Origin of the sequence: Curtobacterium sp. TC1 (genome assembly GCF_019844075.1) — a bacterium.
In the GTDB taxonomy this organism is placed as follows: Bacteria; Actinomycetota; Actinomycetes; order Actinomycetales; family Microbacteriaceae; genus Curtobacterium.
This window is the reverse complement of the sequence record NZ_CP081964.1, coordinates 274,277-290,814: the sequence shown is the minus strand read 5'-3', so window position 1 is coordinate 290,814 and position 16,538 is coordinate 274,277. Positions and strand designations below refer to the sequence as shown.

Annotated in this window: 15 protein-coding genes; 3 read left to right on the top strand and 12 right to left on the bottom strand. The window is 72.3% G+C overall.

The window, feature by feature from the left end:
- Nucleotides 1–12 precede the first annotated feature (12 nt).
- Together KZI27_RS02510 and KZI27_RS02505 are read left to right on the top strand one after the other, a co-directional pair.
- Nucleotides 13–663, top strand: coding sequence for a cyclase family protein (locus KZI27_RS02510; protein ID WP_222659185.1), 651 nt, complete (start codon nt 13–15; stop codon nt 661–663).
- Nucleotides 660–1,346, top strand: coding sequence for an alpha/beta fold hydrolase (locus tag KZI27_RS02505; protein ID WP_222659184.1), 687 nt, complete (start codon nt 660–662; stop codon nt 1,344–1,346). The genes KZI27_RS02510 and KZI27_RS02505 overlap by 4 nt, the downstream gene beginning before the upstream one ends.
- Before the next feature lie 30 nt (nt 1,347–1,376).
- Here the strand turns inward: KZI27_RS02505 and KZI27_RS02500 are convergent, their stop codons facing one another.
- The 10 genes from KZI27_RS02500 to KZI27_RS02455 all read right to left on the bottom strand — a co-directional run bounded on the left by KZI27_RS02500 (nt 1,377) and on the right by KZI27_RS02455 (nt 12,166).
- Nucleotides 1,377–2,654: a metal-dependent hydrolase family protein gene (locus KZI27_RS02500; protein ID WP_222659183.1), complete on the bottom strand. Its 1,278-nt coding sequence runs from the start codon at nt 2,652–2,654 to the stop codon at nt 1,377–1,379.
- A 19-nt stretch (nt 2,655–2,673) separates the two neighbouring features.
- Entirely contained in the window at nt 2,674–3,492 is an 819-nt protein-coding gene (locus KZI27_RS02495) for an ABC transporter ATP-binding protein (protein WP_261784024.1), read from the bottom strand.
- The gene (locus tag KZI27_RS02490; protein ID WP_261784023.1) at nt 3,489–5,231 is read right to left on the bottom strand and encodes a dipeptide/oligopeptide/nickel ABC transporter permease/ATP-binding protein; all 1,743 of its coding nucleotides are present in this window, start codon (nt 5,229–5,231) and stop codon (nt 3,489–3,491) included. Before KZI27_RS02490 ends, KZI27_RS02495 begins: the two co-directional genes overlap by 4 nt.
- Nucleotides 5,224–6,285, bottom strand: coding sequence for an ABC transporter permease (locus KZI27_RS02485; protein WP_222659182.1), 1,062 nt, complete (start codon nt 6,283–6,285; stop codon nt 5,224–5,226). The genes KZI27_RS02490 and KZI27_RS02485 overlap by 8 nt, the downstream gene beginning before the upstream one ends.
- 100 nt (nt 6,286–6,385) lie before the next feature.
- On the bottom strand, nt 6,386–7,966 hold the full coding sequence (locus tag KZI27_RS02480; RefSeq protein WP_222659181.1) for an ABC transporter substrate-binding protein: 1,581 nt from the start codon (nt 7,964–7,966) through the stop codon (nt 6,386–6,388).
- A gap of 110 nt (nt 7,967–8,076) precedes the next feature.
- Nucleotides 8,077–9,405 (bottom strand): amidohydrolase, encoded by a 1,329-nt coding sequence (locus tag KZI27_RS02475; RefSeq protein WP_222659180.1) that lies wholly within the window; start codon nt 9,403–9,405, stop codon nt 8,077–8,079.
- A gap of 55 nt (nt 9,406–9,460) precedes the next feature.
- Nucleotides 9,461–10,066, bottom strand: coding sequence for a cysteine hydrolase family protein (locus KZI27_RS02470; protein ID WP_222659179.1), 606 nt, complete (start codon nt 10,064–10,066; stop codon nt 9,461–9,463).
- A 113-nt stretch (nt 10,067–10,179) separates the two neighbouring features.
- Nucleotides 10,180–10,755 (bottom strand): hypothetical protein, encoded by a 576-nt coding sequence (locus tag KZI27_RS02465; RefSeq protein WP_222659178.1) that lies wholly within the window; start codon nt 10,753–10,755, stop codon nt 10,180–10,182.
- Nucleotides 10,752–11,513 carry an amidohydrolase family protein gene (locus tag KZI27_RS02460; protein ID WP_133938734.1) on the bottom strand — a complete coding sequence of 254 codons (762 nt, stop codon included), beginning with the start codon at nt 11,511–11,513 and terminating at the stop codon, nt 10,752–10,754. The genes KZI27_RS02465 and KZI27_RS02460 overlap by 4 nt, the downstream gene beginning before the upstream one ends.
- A 140-nt stretch (nt 11,514–11,653) precedes the next feature.
- Entirely contained in the window at nt 11,654–12,166 is a 513-nt protein-coding gene (locus KZI27_RS02455) for a hypothetical protein (protein WP_222659177.1), read from the bottom strand.
- Between the two features lie 110 nt (nt 12,167–12,276).
- Here KZI27_RS02455 and KZI27_RS02450 point away from each other — a divergent pair, with 110 nt between their 5' ends.
- Nucleotides 12,277–12,972, top strand: a complete 696-nt coding sequence (locus KZI27_RS02450; RefSeq protein WP_200849186.1) for a GntR family transcriptional regulator — start codon at nt 12,277–12,279, stop codon at nt 12,970–12,972.
- A 102-nt stretch (nt 12,973–13,074) separates the two neighbouring features.
- Here KZI27_RS02450 and KZI27_RS02445 read toward each other — a convergent pair whose 3' ends face one another.
- Together KZI27_RS02445 and KZI27_RS02440 are read right to left on the bottom strand one after the other, a co-directional pair.
- The gene (locus tag KZI27_RS02445; RefSeq protein ID WP_222659176.1) at nt 13,075–14,511 is read right to left on the bottom strand and encodes an amidase; all 1,437 of its coding nucleotides are present in this window, start codon (nt 14,509–14,511) and stop codon (nt 13,075–13,077) included.
- Nucleotides 14,511–16,520, bottom strand: a complete 2,010-nt coding sequence (locus tag KZI27_RS02440) for a primary-amine oxidase (protein WP_222659175.1) — start codon at nt 16,518–16,520, stop codon at nt 14,511–14,513. The genes KZI27_RS02445 and KZI27_RS02440 overlap by 1 nt, the downstream gene beginning before the upstream one ends.
- Nucleotides 16,521–16,538: the final 18 nt, after the last annotated feature.

Here is a 16,538-nt window from a genome sequence, read left to right as displayed (position 1 = left end):
CGGGAGGACGCCATGACCGACGCGATCGACATCAACATCCCCATCTCCCCCGAGATGCTGCACTGGGGCCGGCGCCCCACCTTCGAGATGGTCGAGGAGATCGCGAACGGGTACCCGTCGGACGTGTCCCGCTGGCTGATCGGTGCGCACACGGGCACGCACGTCGACGCCCCGTCGCACTTCGTGCCCGGTGCGACGACCGTCGACGAGATCGCGCTCGAGAGCGTGGTCGGACCGGTCCGCGTCCTCGACCTGCGACACGTCGTCGAGGAGATCACCGCCGACGACCTCGAGGCGGCGGGTGCGGCCGGTGCCGAGCGCGTGCTGTTCCGCACGCGCAACTCGACCGACGCGCTGACCCGGAACGAGCGGTCGGAGACGTGGGTCGGCCTCGGCCCGAGCGGTGCACAGTGGCTGGTCGACCGCGGGGTCCGGTTCGCCGGCATCGACTACATGACGATGGAGGCCCCGGCGCACACCGAGGCGTGGCCGACACACGTCGCCCTGTGCGGCGCCGGCGTCGTGATCCTCGAGAACGCGGACCTGTCCGAGGTCGAGCCCGGCGACTACCTGATGGTCTGCCAGCCGGTGCCGTTCGCGGGGCGGGAGGCCGCTCCCGCTCCGACCGTCCTGCTCCCCCTGGCCGTGGCGACCCACGCATGAGCGTCCACGTGGTCCTGGTCCACGGCGCCGGCGGTTCGCCGTCCACCTGGTCGTCCGTCGCCCCGCTGCTGCGCGACCGCCGCATCCCGTACACGCTCGCCGACAACGCGATGACCTCGCTCCGCGACGACGAGGCCTCGGTCCGCGCCCTGGTCGACGGCATCGACGGCCCGGTCCTGCTCGTCGGCCACTCCTACGGCGGCGCCGTCATCACGAACGCGGGCACGCACGACCGCGTCGTCGGGCTGGTCTACGTCGCGGCCTTCGCCCCGGACGCCGGCGAGTCGGTCTCCGGGATCGTCGAGACCCGGGAACCCGCTCTCGTCTCGCAGTACATGCACCGCGGCCCGGCCGGCGAGTGGATCGCACAGGACGACGAGGAGTCGCGCGTCGCACTCGCCTGGGACGTGCCCGAGGACGTGCTCCGGGCCGCACGGGCGGAGGGTCGCGTCACCGCCGACGCCGCCTTCCAGCAACCCACCGGCGAGCCCGCGTGGCGGACCCGCCCGAGCTGGTACCTGATCGCCACGAGCGACCGGCACCTGCTGCCCGCGATCCAGCGCGACTTCGTCGCCCGGATGGGTGCAGTGGTCGACGAGGTCGACACGAGTCACGCCGTCGCGCACGCCGCTCCGGACCGGGTCGTCGCCGTCATCGAGCGCGCGGTGGCCGCGCTGCGCTGACCACCGCCTGCTGCGCGGGTGTGGCCACGGTCAGGAGGCCGTGGTCACCAGTCCGTCCAGGTCCTTGACCACACGACCCGCCTGCAGGACCGCGCGCACGCTGGCAGCGTCGGCCAGCGCGCCGACGTCGGCGAGCGGGTCGACGCCCGAGACGACCAGGTCGCCGGCCTTGCCGGGCTCGACGGAGCCGAGCCGGCCCTCCAGACCGAGCAGCCGGGCACCCTGCAGCGTGCCGGCCGCGATCGCGGCGAGCGGCGAGAGCCCGACCTGCACGAGGCGGGCGAGTTCGGCGAGGTTCCGACCGTGCGGGTGCACACCCGCGTCGGTGCCGAGCGCGACGGGCACGCCGGCGGCGACGGCACGTCGCACGCTGTCGAGGCCGCGAGCGTGCAGTGCCGCGCGCTGTGCGAGGCGTTCCGCAGAGGCGGTGGACGGGTCGAGTTCACGCAGGAGCGTGCTGAGGGTGGGGACGAGCACCGTGCCGCGTTCGACCATGAGCGCGATGGTGTCGTCGTGCAGGTCGTAGCCGTGTTCGATGCTGGCGGCTCCGCCGAGCACGGCGGCACGGGCCGCGGCGTCGGTGAGCGCGTGGGCGGTGACCGGGCGGCCGCCGCGTTCGCCGACCAGGTGGACGACGAGCCGCACCTGGTCCTCGGTGATGCCGACGTCGTCCGGGTCGTCGGTCGGCGAACCGACCCCACCGGACGTGGAGACCTTGATCGCGTCGGCGCCGGTGCGGAGCAGCGAGCGGACCGTCCGGACGACGTCCTCGTCGGTGTCGACGACGCCCGGCGCTGGCATGCCCGGCCGGACGGCCCAGGCCGGCAGCGACCCGTTCGGCCGGACCGGGTCGGCGTGGCCACCGGTGGGCGAGAGCATGGCGATCGCGAGGTGCAGGCGCGGACCGACGACGGTGCCCCGGGCGACGGCGTCGCGGTAGCCGGGGGTGAGCCCGTCCAGGTCCCGCGCGGTCGTGACGCCGGCGTGCAGGGTGCTCCGGAGCACCTCGGCGACCTCGAGCACGTGCTCCTCCGGGAACCGTGCTCGCTGTTCCTCGGGCGTCGTCGACACCATGCTGAGGTGCACGTGCGCGTCGACGAAGCCGGGCAGGAGCCACCGGCCGCTCAGGTCCACCGTCGGCACGTCCGCGGCCGGGGCGCGCCGTGGACCGACGTAGGTGACGTCGCCGTCACGCAGCTCGACCTCGGCGTCGGCGCGGGGCGGCGCACCCGTGCCGTCGACCAGGGTCGCGCCGACCAGTCGGAGCACGCCGTCGGCGTGCGGGGTCGTCGGGAGTCGTGCCGCCACAGCGGGCCTTCCGGGTCGGTCAGCCGGCCAGGCTGAAACGGGCGGAACCGGGGTCCGCGTCGAGCAGGCGGCGCGTGTACCAGTGCTGCGGATCGGCGTAGATCTGCTCGACCGGACCGGCCTCGACGACCTCACCCTGGTACAGCACGACGACCTCGTCGCTCACACGCTGCACGACCGCCAGGTTGTGCGAGATGAACATCATCGTCAGGCCGAGGGACTCCTTGATGTCGGCGAGCAGCTCCAGGATCTGCGCCTGCACCGAGACGTCGAGCGCCGAGGTGATCTCGTCGGCGATGACCAGGTGCGGGTCGATGACGAGGCCGCGGGCGATGGCGATGCGCTGCCGTTGCCCGCCGGAGAACTCGTGCGGGTAGCGGTGCATCATGTCCCGTGACAGCCCGACCCGCTCGAGCCAGCCGCCGATGCGGTCCTCGTGGGTGGCGACCCGGGGGCGGACGGGGTCGATCGCCTCGGCCAGGGTCTGCGCGACGGTCCGTCGCGGCGAGAGCGACGAGTACGGGTCCTGCGGGATCATCTGGACCCGGCGGCGGTACCCGCGCAGGGTCGACCGGTCGGCCGCGGTCAGGTCGACGCCGTCCACCGCGGCGCTGCCCGAGGCGGGCTTCACGGTGCCGACCAGGACCTTGGCGAGGGTGGACTTGCCCGAGCCGGACTCGCCGACGACGCCGACGGTGCGACCTCGCTCGAGGCGGAGGTCGACGCCGTGCAGGACGGTCGTCGAGCCGAACGCGACGTCGAGGGCGCGGACGTCGATCATGGGGGCCGTGCCGGTGTCGGTTGCGCGGCGTTCGCGCGCCGCCGTGGTGTCGGTCATGCGTGTGCCTCCGCCTGTTCGGTGCGCGTGGACTCCGTGGGCACCGTCACGACCGGTGTGGCCGCCAGGAGCTGCTTCGTGTACGGGTGGTCGACGGTGTCCGGGGAGAGCCCGGCGACGTCGTCGATGCGCTCGACGATCTCGCCGTTCCGCATCACGAGGACCCGGTCGCACAGCGCTCGGACGACGCCGAGGTCGTGGGAGATGAACAGCACGGCGGTGCCGGAGTCCTCGTTCATCCGCTTGAGCACGGTCAGCACCTCACGCTGGACGGTGACGTCGAGGGCGGTGGTCGGTTCGTCCGCGATGAGCAGGTCGGGCTTCGTGCTCATCGCCGACGCGATCATCGCGCGCTGCTTCATGCCGCCGGAGAGCTGGTGCGGGTACTGGCGCAGTCGACCCTCGGGATCGGTGAGCATCACGGCGCGGAAGCCCTGCGTCAGGAGCCGGATCGCGTCACGTCGGCTGTGGCGCAGCCGCATCCGCAGCACGTCGGACAACTGGATGCCGAGCACCATGGCCGGGTTCAGCGCGGTGCCCGGGTCCTGGTAGACCAGGCCGATGCGGGACGCGAGCACGCGGTCCGGCACACGACCGAGCAGGTCGACGCCGCCGAGTTCGAGCCGCCGCGCGGAGCCCTCGAGCCCCTCGCCCAGCAGCTTGGCGACGAGCGAGGCCGTCAACGACTTGCCCGAACCGGACTCGCCGACGATCCCGAGCACCTCGCCCCGCCGGATGGTGAACGAGACGTCCTTGACCAGGGCGCGTCCACTGGCGGCGTGCTGCACCGAGATGCCGTCCGCGACGAGCACGGCGTCGTCCTCGACCGCGAGCGTCGACGGGCCGGTCGCGCGGGTGGTGCGGGACCGCGTGGTGTTCGACCGCGGGTTCGCGGCAGCGGCCAGTCCGTCCCCGACGAGCAGGGCGGCGAGGGAGGCGAAGGTCAGCGCGACCGCGGGTCCGACGATGACGACGGGGTTCACGACGATCCGGTCCAACCCGTCGTTGAGCAGGGTGCCCCAGTCGAACGCGGGGGTCTGCGCGCCGAGGCCGATGAAGGACAGTCCGGAGATCTCGACGAGCGATCCGGAGAAGGCACCGGCGATCAGGATCAGCGTCGGCTCGGCCATGTTCGGCAGGACGTGCCGCATCGCGACGCGGTGCGCCGGGACCCCCATCAGGCGTGCCGTCGTGACGTACTCGCTGGTGGAGATCTTCGCCGCCAGGTTGGCGGTCAGACGGGCGAAGCCGGCGATGTTCGCGACGGCGATGGCCACGACGACCTGCACCATGCCCTGCCCGAGGATCGCTGCGACGATGATCGCGACGAGCATCGTCGGGTAGCTGACCGCGAACTCGATCCCGCGCAGCCCGAGCTCGCGCACCCGGCGGGGGGCGAGCCAGACGCCGATGCCGAGCGCGATGCCGACGATCGCGGACAGGGCCGTGGCGGCGAGCGCCATCAGGACCGTGGCCCGGGTGGCGACCAGGGTGCGCGCGAGCATGTCGCGGCCGAGGGTGTCGGTACCGAGCGGGTGCTCGGCGGTGGACCCCAGCCCAGAGGTGCCGCCGATGCCCGTGGCCTGGGAGCCGAACACGAACGGGGCGACGACCGCCACGATCAGGATCAGCCCGAACATCGCCAAGCCGACGATCAGCCCGCCGTTCCACGCGAAGGTCCGGGGACGCGATGCCGGATCGGTGGTGGCGGCCCGGACGGTGGTGATGGTGTCAGCCACGCTTCTCCCCGAGGGTGCGCGGGTCGATGAGACCCAGGATGATGTCGATGACCAGGGTGATCACGAGCGAGATGAGCCCGATCACGAAGACCGCGGCGCGGATCACCGGGTAGTCCTTGTCCACCGCGATGGCCTGCACGATCACGCCGCCCAGGCCCGGCCACGCGAAGACCGCCTCGGTGATGAGTGCCGAGCCGAGCAGGGCCGTCAGGATGATCCCGGACAGCGTCAGTGCGGTGGTGAGCAGGTTCGGCAGCATGTGCTTGGCGTAGATCGACAGCGCCGGCAGCCGCCACCCGCGGGCGGTGCGCATGTAGTCCTGCTCGAGGATGACGGCGGTCTCGCGGCGGACGATGCGGGCCACCGAGCACGTGCCGCCCACGGTGAGCGAGGCGATCGGCAGGACCGCCGCCGCGCCGAAGTCGTAGGCCGGCGAGTACGCGGGCGGCAGCACGTGCAGCAGGACCGCGAAGACGACGACGAACCCGGTGGCGAGCACGTACGTGGGGATCGACGAGATCAGGCCGGTGACCGCCGAGAACGAGACGTCGAGCCAGCGGTGCCGGTCGCCGCGGGTGAGGACACCGACGGTCATGCCGAGTGCGAGTCCGAGGACGAGCAGCAGCAGGACCGCGGCGATCGTGATCGTCAGCGTGTACGGCACGGCCGTCATGACGATGTCCATCGCCGGCGCGCGGTACTTGTACGAGTCACCGAAGTCGCCCTGCACGACGCCGGCGACGTAGTGCCACAGCTGGACGGCGATCGGCTGGTCGAGACCGAGTTGGTGCCGGACGAGCTCGACCTGGGCGAGCGTCGCGGTGTCGCCGGCGATGGCCGTTGCCGGGTCGCCGGGGATGAGCTGCACGATGAGGAACGTCACGAGGACGAGCAGCGCCAGGTTGATGACGAGGCCGACGGCGCGGCGGAGCAGGAAGCGGCGCCAGGCACCGCCGAGGCTCGCGGCCCGGGGTGCTGTGGCGGTCGGGGTTCCCGGAGACCCGGGGGTGCCCGGACCGGGCACGGGGAGATGGTCGACGGTGGTGGTGCTCATCGCGGGTCCTCCTGGTGCTCCGGTCCGGGCTGGGGTGGTGCGGTGGTGCGTGGTGCGCGTTGCGTGGTGCGTGGTGCGTGGTGCTCGTTCGGTCAGGCGATCAGGAGACGATCCGCATCGCGGAGATGTCCCAGTAGCCCGAGAACACGTGGGTCTCGAAGCCCTTGCGGGCGACGTACCGGTGCGTGTCCGTGATGAGCGGGGTCATGTCGACACGCTCGAGGATCGACTTCTGCGCGGTGGCGAAGTCCTCGCACTGCTGGTCGGCGTCCGACGTGGCCATCGCCGCCTGGTAGGCCGCGAGTCCCTCGGGGTTGTCGCTCGAGGACACGTTGGTGCCGCCCTCGGCGTACGTCGGTCCGACGTAGCGCGCGATCGAGGTGTTGATCAGCCCGGTCTGCGCGTCCTCGGCCGCCACGGCGACGTCCCAGGTCTTGGGTTCGGTGCGCATCTGCTTGGTCCAGTCGGCAGGGTCCGGAGCCGAGACCTTCACGGTCGCACCGGCGTTCCGGAGCGACTCCGCCAGGAAGTCGGCCGCGGGGTCCCAGTTCGACATGATGAGCAGCCGGATCGTCTTGCCCGTGAGCTCCTTCGTCGCGGCCTTCGCGTCGTGGGACTGCACGAGGGACGAGTCGTCCAGCGCGCAGCGGTAGCTCGCCGCGTTCACCGTGTTCTGCTCGACCCCGAGGCCGTCGAGACCGGCGTTGTTGAACCCCTTCGTGTCGATCGCCTGGGCGACCGCGGCGCGGAGCGGCTGGTCGTCGGCGAACACCGAGCCGGAGCCCTCCGCCTCGTTGAACACGAGGTTGTAGGCCGAGCTGGCGAACTGCACGGTGGAGTAGTCGTCGCCGCTGAAGCGCTCGGCGTTCGAGTCGTAGAAGCGTGCGACGTCGACACCGCCGGACTGCAGCAGGTTGGCGCTCGTGTTCGAGTCGCCCTGCACGGTCAGGTTGATCGTCTTGGCCGGCTCACCGGTGACGGTCTTCCACGCCGGCCAGGCGTCGTAGTCGGACCGCAGCGCGTAGGAGACGCTCTTGCCGGCCGAGGACTTCGCGAGCGTGTACGGGCCGGACCAGGCGCCGTCGACGGTGCCGGCCGCGAGGCCCTTCGTGTCGGCGAGACCGGCCGGGCAGATGATCCCGGTACCGGGGCGGGTCAGGCCGCCGAGCAGCTGCGAGTACGGCTCGCTGAGCGAGATCGTCAGCGTGCCGGCGGCGTCGTCGGCGGTGAACTCCGGGTCACCCGAGCCGAAGGCCTGGTTCTTCCAGGTCTGCGCACCCGAGTCGTCGAGGCCGACCAGGTACTCGAAGGACTTCTCGACGACCGTCGGCGTGATCTCGGTGCCGTCGGAGCACGTGGCGCCGTCGCGGATCGTGAACTCGTACTTCGACGCCGACTCGGCGTCCCACTTCGTCGCGAGCCCGCCGATGTAGCCGCCGTCGTCGCCCTCGCCCTGTCGGAGCAGGGTGTCGAAGCCGAGTCGTGCGACCTCGACGTCCGAGCTGGCCGAGGCCTTCGCGGGGTCGAAGGTCGCCGGGGCGTACCAGAGCTCTGCGTTGATCGTGTCGGTGCTCGACGAGCTGTCGCCGCCGTCGGCGGAGCCGGACGCGGTGCACGCGCTCAGGGAGAGTCCGGCGGCGGTCGCCAACGCGACGCCGACGAGGATGCGCTTCCTCACCATGGTGCTGTCCTCCAGTGGGATTCGGGGTGATGCCAGGGAGTCAGTCCCAGGGTCGGGTCCAACTTGGATCCAATTTAGAACAATCCGCATCCAACTGTGTTTCGAGTGGATTACATCTGACCGGGACGAGCCACGGCGTCGAAGACCGTCGCGCCACCGACGTCGGTGCGCAGGACCCGCGCCGCGGCGAACTCGTCGACCGTGCACGCGGCCGGGTCCACGTCGAGCAGCACCCAGTCCGCCAGGGCGCCGGCGCGCAGCACGCCGCGGCGGTCCTCGGCGAAGGAGGCGTGTGCGGCACCGCGCGTGTAGGCCTCGACCGCCTCGAGCACCGAGAGCGCCTGTGCCGGGCCGATCGGCTCGTCGAGGCCGCGCATCCGACGGGCTGCGGCGACGGGGACCACCTCGCGCGGATCGAAGGGGAAGTACGGCGCGTCCGAGCCCATGGCGACCGTGGCGCCGGCGTCGGCCCAGGTCCGCATCGGGTTGACCTCGTCGACACGGCTGCCGAGCCGGCGCTGCAGCCCGGCGGCGTTCTTCCAGGCGATCGAGGGCTGCAGCGACGCGACGACGCCGAGGCGTGCCGCACGGTCGGCGCTCGTGACGCTCGGCTCGAGGTACGCGTGGATGAGCTGGCAGCGGAGTCCGGCGACCGATCGCCCCGTGTCCCGTTCCGCTGCCTCGAGCCCGTCGAGCACCTCAGCGACCGCACGACTGCCCACCGCGTGGACGCCGAGTCCCCACCCCGCGGCCACGCACGACGCGGCGAGCCGGGCGAAGTCGCTCGCCGCGATCCGCTGCACGCCGTGGTCGTCGCCGGTCCAGGGCCGTTCGAGCAGCGCCTGCCCCTTCATGCCCTCGCCGTCGTAGTAGACCTTGACCGGGCCGAGCCGCAGGCGGTCGTCGCCGTCACCGGTCACGCCGTCGATCGAGTCGAGCACCGCCAGGGCCGCGTCGACGTCGGGGACCGCTGCACTGCCGAGCTCGGGGTAGGGCATCGCGACCACGCGCAGGGTCAGGAGCCCCTGCCGGTGCGCCTCCCGGTACCCCTCGAGCTCGGGCAGCGTGACGGCCGGGTCGACGACGCCGGTGAACCCCATCGCGTGCAGCAGCGGCTGGATGCGACGGATCGCGGCGAGCCGGTCCTCGAGCGTCGGCGGTGCGTCCCCGATCCAGTCCGGGGCGTCCGGGTCCGCGTCGCCGTCGGCGAGCATGGCGGCCGAGAACGTCGCTGCGTCGGCGTCGGCGTCCACGAGCTGCAGCGCTTTCAGTCCGGCACGCTGCGCGTGGGCGTGCGCATCGGTGAACCCCGGCAGGACGGTGCCCTCGACGTGGTCCTCGGCCGTGCCCTCCGGAGCCGCCGCCCGCACGTCGTCGAGCGTCCCGACGGCCGCGATCCGGTCGCCGACGACGAGCAGGGCCTCAGCGGTCGGCCGCACCGGGTCCATCGTCCGGACGTGCCCGACGACGATCCGCGCGGATCGCCCGGCCGCCTCACACACCGACGGGCTCCCGCTCGTCGAGCCAGGTGCGCACGTCCGCGGCGGTCACCAGGGCGTCCCGCTGCAGGTACCCGATCGCCTCGAGTGCCGCGTCGTGCGCGCGTTCGCTCGACCCGGCGACGCAGTCGGTCAGGACCCGGACGGCGTAGTCGTGCTGGTGGGCGTCGGCCGCCGTGTAGTGGATGCAGACGTCGGTGAGCCCACCCACGAGCAGGACGGTGCCGGCCCTGTACGCCTTGAGCACGATCTCGAGCTCGGTGCCGAAGAACGCCGAGTAGCGCCGCTTGCGGATGACGAACTCCTCGGGCCGAGGATCGATCCACGAGGCCAGTTCGGTCTGCTCCTCGCCCTCGATGCAGTGCGCGCCCTCGGCGCCGTCGAGTTCCCGACCGATGTCGACGAGGTCCGGCTTGTGGACCTCCTGGATGAAGACGACGGGCACGCCCGAGGAGCGGCAGTGCTCGATGAGGTCACGCACTCGCGGTGCGCGCTCGGCACGGCCGCCCATCACGGGGATGCCGGGCGTGGGCATCGTCGAGGCGGCTCCGCCCTGGATGTCGACGACGATCAGGACGGGGTTGCCGGAGACGGCGAGCATGCTGGTGGTTCCTTCCGGGACGGATCGTGCAGCGGGTGGGGACCGGTGCGCGCCGTCGCCGTCATCCTCTGACGGGATCCGACACCGCGCGGGTCCGGGGTGTTTCAGGGGCGTTAAACCTCAGGTGTCGCCGAACCGAACGGCGTCGCCGAGCCGAACGACGTCGCCGAGCCGGACAGTGTCGCCGAACCGGACGGCGTCGCCGCCGCTCCGGCCGCCGCCCGCGCGCTCCGCCGCCGCCGGAAGGGCAGCAGCTCGGCGACCCCGACCGGCCCGAACCCGTCCCCGACCGCGACCCACACCCGGGCGTCGGGCGCGTGGTCGCCGAGCAGCTCCGCGCAGACCCCGCACGGCTCGATCAGGTGCATCGTCCCGCCCGGCCTGCGGAGCACCCCCACGACCGACACCACCGGCGACCCGGCGACGACGGCCGCGCTCAGCGCAGCGGACTCGGCGCACACCGACGCGCGGCCGGCCGATGCCTCGACGTGCAGCCCGGTGACCACACTCCCGTCGGCGAGCCGGAGTGCCGCGGCGACCTCGTGCACCCCCGTGCGGTACCGCCGGCCGAGCACGTCCGTCGCGATCCGGAGCAGCTCCTGGTCCGCGGCGTCCATCCCGGACGGCGGGCCGGCGAGCACCGGTCGGGCACTGCCGCCGGACGGAGCCCCGCCCGTCGAGTCGCTCACGACCAGCCCAGGATCCGCGCCATGTTGCCACCCTCGACCAGGGCCCGGTCGGCCTCGTCCGGGATCGCCTTCGCGATCTTCATGCGCTCGAGGTCGAAGTCGCTGCCCGGCCACTCCGACCCGAGCAGGATCTTCTCCGCGCCGAGGCGTGCGTACGCCCGCTTGACGTCGGACATCAGGGTGGCCGAGGTCTCGAGGTACACGTGCGGGTTCCGCTCGGCGACGATGATCGCCTCCGGCACGTTCCACACCGCACCCATGTGGGCGATGATCGTCGGCACCGTCGGGAAGTTCCTCGCGATCTCCTCGATGGAGAACGGTGCACAGAACGCGTCGTCGAGTGCGTTGATCAGCACCGGCAGGCCGAGCTCGGCGCAGACCTCGAACAGCGGGTCGAGCAGGCCGTGGTCCGCGACGTGGTAGCCGTGCAGGCTGGGGTGCAGCTTCAGGCCGACCAGCCCGCCCTCGGCGAAGCGACGGATCTCGTCGGTCGCGTTCTCCCACTGCGGCATGACCTGGCCGAAGCCGAACAGCCGGTCCGGGTGCGCGGCGACCAGGTCCATCAGGAAGTCGTTCTCGATCCCCTGCGCGAGCGAGCACACCATGGCGCGGTCGACCCCCGCGGCGTCCATGCGGTCGAGGATCCGGTTCGCGTCGAACGGCGTGTACGCCGGCGGCTCCTCGCCCGGGCGCACGCCGCTCAGGTAGTCACTGCGGCCGCGGCGGTCCTGGGTGGTGTTGTAGGCGTCGATGATCATCGTGGGCGTCTCCTCGTCGGCGGCTCGTGGGGCGGAACTCCCCACATGTGATCCGATACTGCCAGAATTGGATCCAATTCGGTAGCGCTGGGTCGTGGAGTACCCCGCGTGGAGGTCCGACGCACCCACGCCGCGCCGGCTCAGTGCACGACGACCATCGCGCCCATGGCCAGCACGCTCACCAGCGACGCCGCCCGGCGCACGGACTCGACCCGCGGCACCCGGCCGCCGACGACGTTCCACAGCACCACACCGGCGTGCACCGCGACCGCCACCCCGACCGGCAGCAGCACCGCACCGTGGGAGTGCCCCGCGCCGGCACCGGCACCGGCACCGGCACCGGTATGGCCGCCTGCGAGCAGCACGAACACCGCACCCAGCAGCATCCCGAGCGCGTGCAGGTGGTCGCCACCGGGGCGACTCCGGCGACGCCACCGGTCCACGGCAGCCGTGCCCATCGCGCAGCCACCGAGCAGGAGTGCCCAGAACGGCGCCGGCACCACGTGGAGCGCCGGCACGTGGACGTCGAGCATCGCGACGAGCATCACCGCCTCGGCGACGAGTGCGACCAGCCCGATCCGTCGCCCGCCGGCGATGCCGAGCCCGAGCGCACCGATGGCTGCGACGAGCATGACGACGAGCAGCACGGACATGATTGGATCCAATCATGAGCGAGTCGGATACGGCAACGGGATCCAACACCTGGCAGGATTGGATCCGCAGCGGGGGTTCGCTGTGACGACGTACCGAGGGAGACCACGACGTGACCACCAGCGACGGCAACGCACTCGTCGACGACCTCGCCGCCCGGATCCGCGCGAAGATCATGTCCGGCGAGATCCCCATCGGCGCACCGCTCCGCCAGGCCGACCTCGCCGCGCAGTTCGGGATCAGCCGCACCCCGGTCCGCGAAGCACTCCGCCAGCTGCAGACCGGCGGCCTCATCGAGGTCGTCCCGAACCGTGGCGCCGTCGTCCGGGTGCCGGTGCCGTGGGAGGTCCGCGAGGCCTACGAGGTCCGCGCCGAGCTCGAGTCGCTCGCAGCCCGTCGCGCCGTCGACCGCCTCGACGACGCCACCATCGCGCAGCTCCGCTCGGTGAACCAGGCGATGTACGAGCGCTCCCTGGCGGCGGCCGAGGGCGAGCAGCCGAAGCAGCGCGAGGGCAGCGACAACGACCAGTTCCACGGGCTCATCTACCAGGCCTCCGGCAACACCCGGCTGACCCGGATGCTCGTCGAGATCAACGACGCCTTCCCGCGCAACGTCTCGGCCCTGGTGCTCCGCGAGAACTCCCGGCACCGCGAGGAGAACTTCCGCGAGCACGAGGAGCTCATCGAGGCGTTCGTCGCCGGGGACCGCGAGCGCGCCGCCGAGCTCATGCGCGACCACGTCCTGCGCGCCGGCGAGCACCTGGCGCACTGGTACGAGCGCCGCTCGTCCACCGTCTTCACCGGCTGACCCGGCGCGACCAGCGAACGCGGCCCGAGAGACCGGGCCGCGCGGTCCCGCACCGACGGGGCGGGGCCGACCCGCGCCTCCCGACCGGACCGTCCCGGCCGTCTACAGGACCGGCGCCCGCCGGATCCAGCCGGTGGCCTCCTCGATCGCGCGCGTCACCGCGAGCAGCTGGGCCTCGCGGCCGTACCGCCCGACGACCTGCACGCCGACCGGCAGCCCCTCGGGCGTGAACCCGGCCGAGGTCACCACGACCGGGTGCGCCGTCAACGTCAGCCGGTTCGCGAGCATCTGCCACGTGAAGTAGCGGTCGAAGCGGTGGCCGTCGACCTCGTCGACCCACTCGACCTCCGCCGGCGGTGCGACCACCGGCGTCGCCGGCAGCACGAGCACGTCGTGGCGGTCGAGCACCGCAGCCGTGTCCCGGTACATCCGGGTCCGACGCTCGTACGCATCGGCGAGCTGCGCCGCCGTGGTGGCGCGCCCCTGCTCGACGTTCCGGACGTAGTCGGGACGGAACCCGCTGGCACCGGCGTCGACGGCGTGCCGGCCACCCAGGAAGAACTCGAACGTCTCGATGGTCTCCCACGCCTCGTCCGCACCCGCGAAGTCGGGCTCGTCGGCCTCGACGACCGCGCCGAGCCCGGCGAGTTGCTCGCCGAACGCGCGGTGCACGGCACGCACGGCCGGGTCGATCGGCAGGCCGCCGGCGTCCTCGCTCCACGCGACGCGCAGGCCGTCGAGCGCCACCGGACGGACCGGGTGCTGTGTCATGGCGGACATCGGCCAGACGGTCTTCTCGACGGCCAGGGCTTCCATGAAGCGTGCGGCATCGGCGGAGTCGCGTGCCATCGGCCCGGTGACGCCGTGCGGCGTCCAGGCGTTGCCGGTCCGGCCGCTCGGCACCCGGCCCGGGCTCGGCCGGACGCCGACGACGTTGCAGAACGCGGCCGGGTAGCGCAGGCTCCCGCCGCTGTCGGAGCCGTCGGCGATCGGCAGGATCCGCCCGGCGAGGGCCGCTGCGGCGCCACCACTGGACCCACCCGCGTGCCGCGAGGTGTCCCACGGGTTCACGGTCGTGCCGAACACCGGGTTGAAGGTCAGGACGCCCTGGCCCATCTCCGGCGTGTTCGTCTTGCCGATGATGAGCGCCCCGGCGTCGCGGAGCAGCGTCGCCAGGACGCTGTCCCGCTCGGCGGGGCGCGCGTCGGCGAACGCCGCCGACCCGTTCGTGGTCGGCATGCCGGCGACGTCCATCAGGTCCTTCACCGCGGTGGGCAGGCCGTGCAGGAGCGGGAGCGGTTCGCCCGCGGCGCGTGCCGCGGCGGTGCGGCGGTCGGCCGCTTCTGCCGCGGCCAAGGAGACCGAGTCCGGTTGTTGGGAGACGACGGCCTGGAGGCGCGGGTTGCGTTCCTCGATCCGCTCCAGGTGGGCGCGCATCACCTCCACCGCCGACACCTCGCGGTTCGCGACGGCGTCGGCCAGGCGGACGGCGGACCAGTCGGCGAGGTGCTCCGGGGTGTGCTCGGGGGTCTGGGGCATCAGCGGCCGCCCTCGTGGTCGTGCTGCTGCTCGGCGTGCACGTGCCCGTCGTGCGCGGCGTCGGCGTGGTGGTCGTGCGCCGCGTGGTCGTGCGCCGCGTGGTCGTGGCCGGCGCCCGGCGCGCAGTGGTCGGTCGCCGACGGCGGGACGTCGAGCGAGGGGTTCCGGTCGAAGAAGCCGTCGGGTTCGAGCCGGAAGCCGATCGTGTCGACGGGCATGATCGGCCACTGCTCGGGCCGCGGGAAGTGGTGCACGCCGAGGACGGGCCAGAGCACGAGGCGCTCGTTCTCGAGGGACCGGTCCGCCTGCTGCCAGACGTGCACCCCGTCGTCACCGAGCTCGCCCTGGTTCGGGTACTCGCCGGCGATGAAGCGCTCCTCGGGGTCGAAGGCGCTCGCCCAGAGGTGCTTCGCGACGAACGGCGCCTTCCGCTCGACGATGCTGCCGGGGCGGACGTGCAGCTGCGCGGTGTTCTGGACGGCCAGGCGGTAGGCCGTGCTCTCGCCGTAGCGGTTCTGCGCGGACTCGCTCTCGATGCGCCAGTGCAGCGCGCGGGCCGGGTCGGTCATCCGGGCGCCGTCGGCCTCGGAACGGATCGGCGTCTCGACCGCGATGCAGGCGTTGCCGTAGGGGTTCAGGGCCTCGTCGGGCTCGGGCTCGGCGTGCACCTCGACCAGCCGGTTCAACGGCCCGTCGACGGCGGTGTCGAGCCGGACGGCGAAGTAGTGCTGGTGCGTCGGGGCCTGCACGTTCGGTGCGACCATCCGGCCGTACCGTGGGGTCTCGCCGTCGGCGATGCCGGACACCGACATCAGGCCGGTGAGCTTGACCTCGAGCTCGACGGAGCCGTCCTGGTACAGCGACCAGTAGAACCCGTAGTCGTAGTTCGCGACGGTCGCGAAGCTCGAGATCACGAGTCGGCGGCTGCGACGGACCTCGGCGCTGCCGGTGCGGGTGTTGACGTGCTTCCAGAGGATCGAGTCGTCCTCCTCGTGCAGGCAGATGCCGTTGACGATGGTCTGCGGTTCGCCGTGGCCGTCCAGGAAGTCGACGTCGAAGTACCGGATCTCCCCCAGGCAGTCGCAGCCGAGCTCGAGGCTCGCCGTGAGCGGGCCGGCGCCGTACTCGCCCCAGTCGAAGAAGTTCTTCCGGTACGCGGTCGGGTCGCTGTCCAGGTACGGCACGTACATCTCGTTGACGGCCGCACGGTGCAGCACCGGTCGCTCGACGTCGCCGTCACGGTAGGACAGGTCGTGCAGCACGAGCCCCTCGCGGTGCGAGAAGCCGACACGGAACGTCCAGTTCTGCCAGCGGACCTCGTGCCCGTCGATCATGAAGCCGGGACCGTTCGGCTGGACGATGTCGAGCGCCGAGACCTCGCGGTCGGGACCCCAGGTGCCGGAGGTGTAGACGCCGGTCTCGCTCGCCATCGGGACGACGCCGTGGTCCTCGATCCGGACGACCTCGAGGGTGTCGAGGTCGAGGATCGGGACGAGCCCGGCGACGGGTCGTGCGTAGCCGTTGTCCTCGGGGAACTCGCGGTACCAGACCGTGCCCCAGCTCAGGCGGCGGTCGGCGAGGTCCTCGGGCACGAAGCCCGTGATCGACTCCGGGTCGACCCAGACGAGCGACGTGTCGGTGATCCCGCGCTTCGCGAGCGCCTCGACGACGAGCGGCGACTTCCGTGCGGCCTGCGCGATGAGCCGTGCTTCGTCGCTCGAGACGCCGGGGCGACGGTGGTCCACGTCGGTCCACAGCTCGACGATCGCGGGCGAGTCCGGGCCGGCGGTCCAGCCCCGCACCTCCCACGCGGCGTGGGCGTCCGGGTCCATCACGACGATCCGCACCGGACGGGCGCCACCGGCGGTCGTGCCCCTGGCCTTCTCCTCGTCGAGCGCGATCCCCCAGAAGCGCGGCCGGGCCCCGATGCGCCCGGAGGCACGGACGGCGGTGACGAAGGAGGCGATCTCGACGGAGGTCAGCGGATCGAGGACGTGGGTGCTGCTCATGGGCTTCCTTCTCGGGTG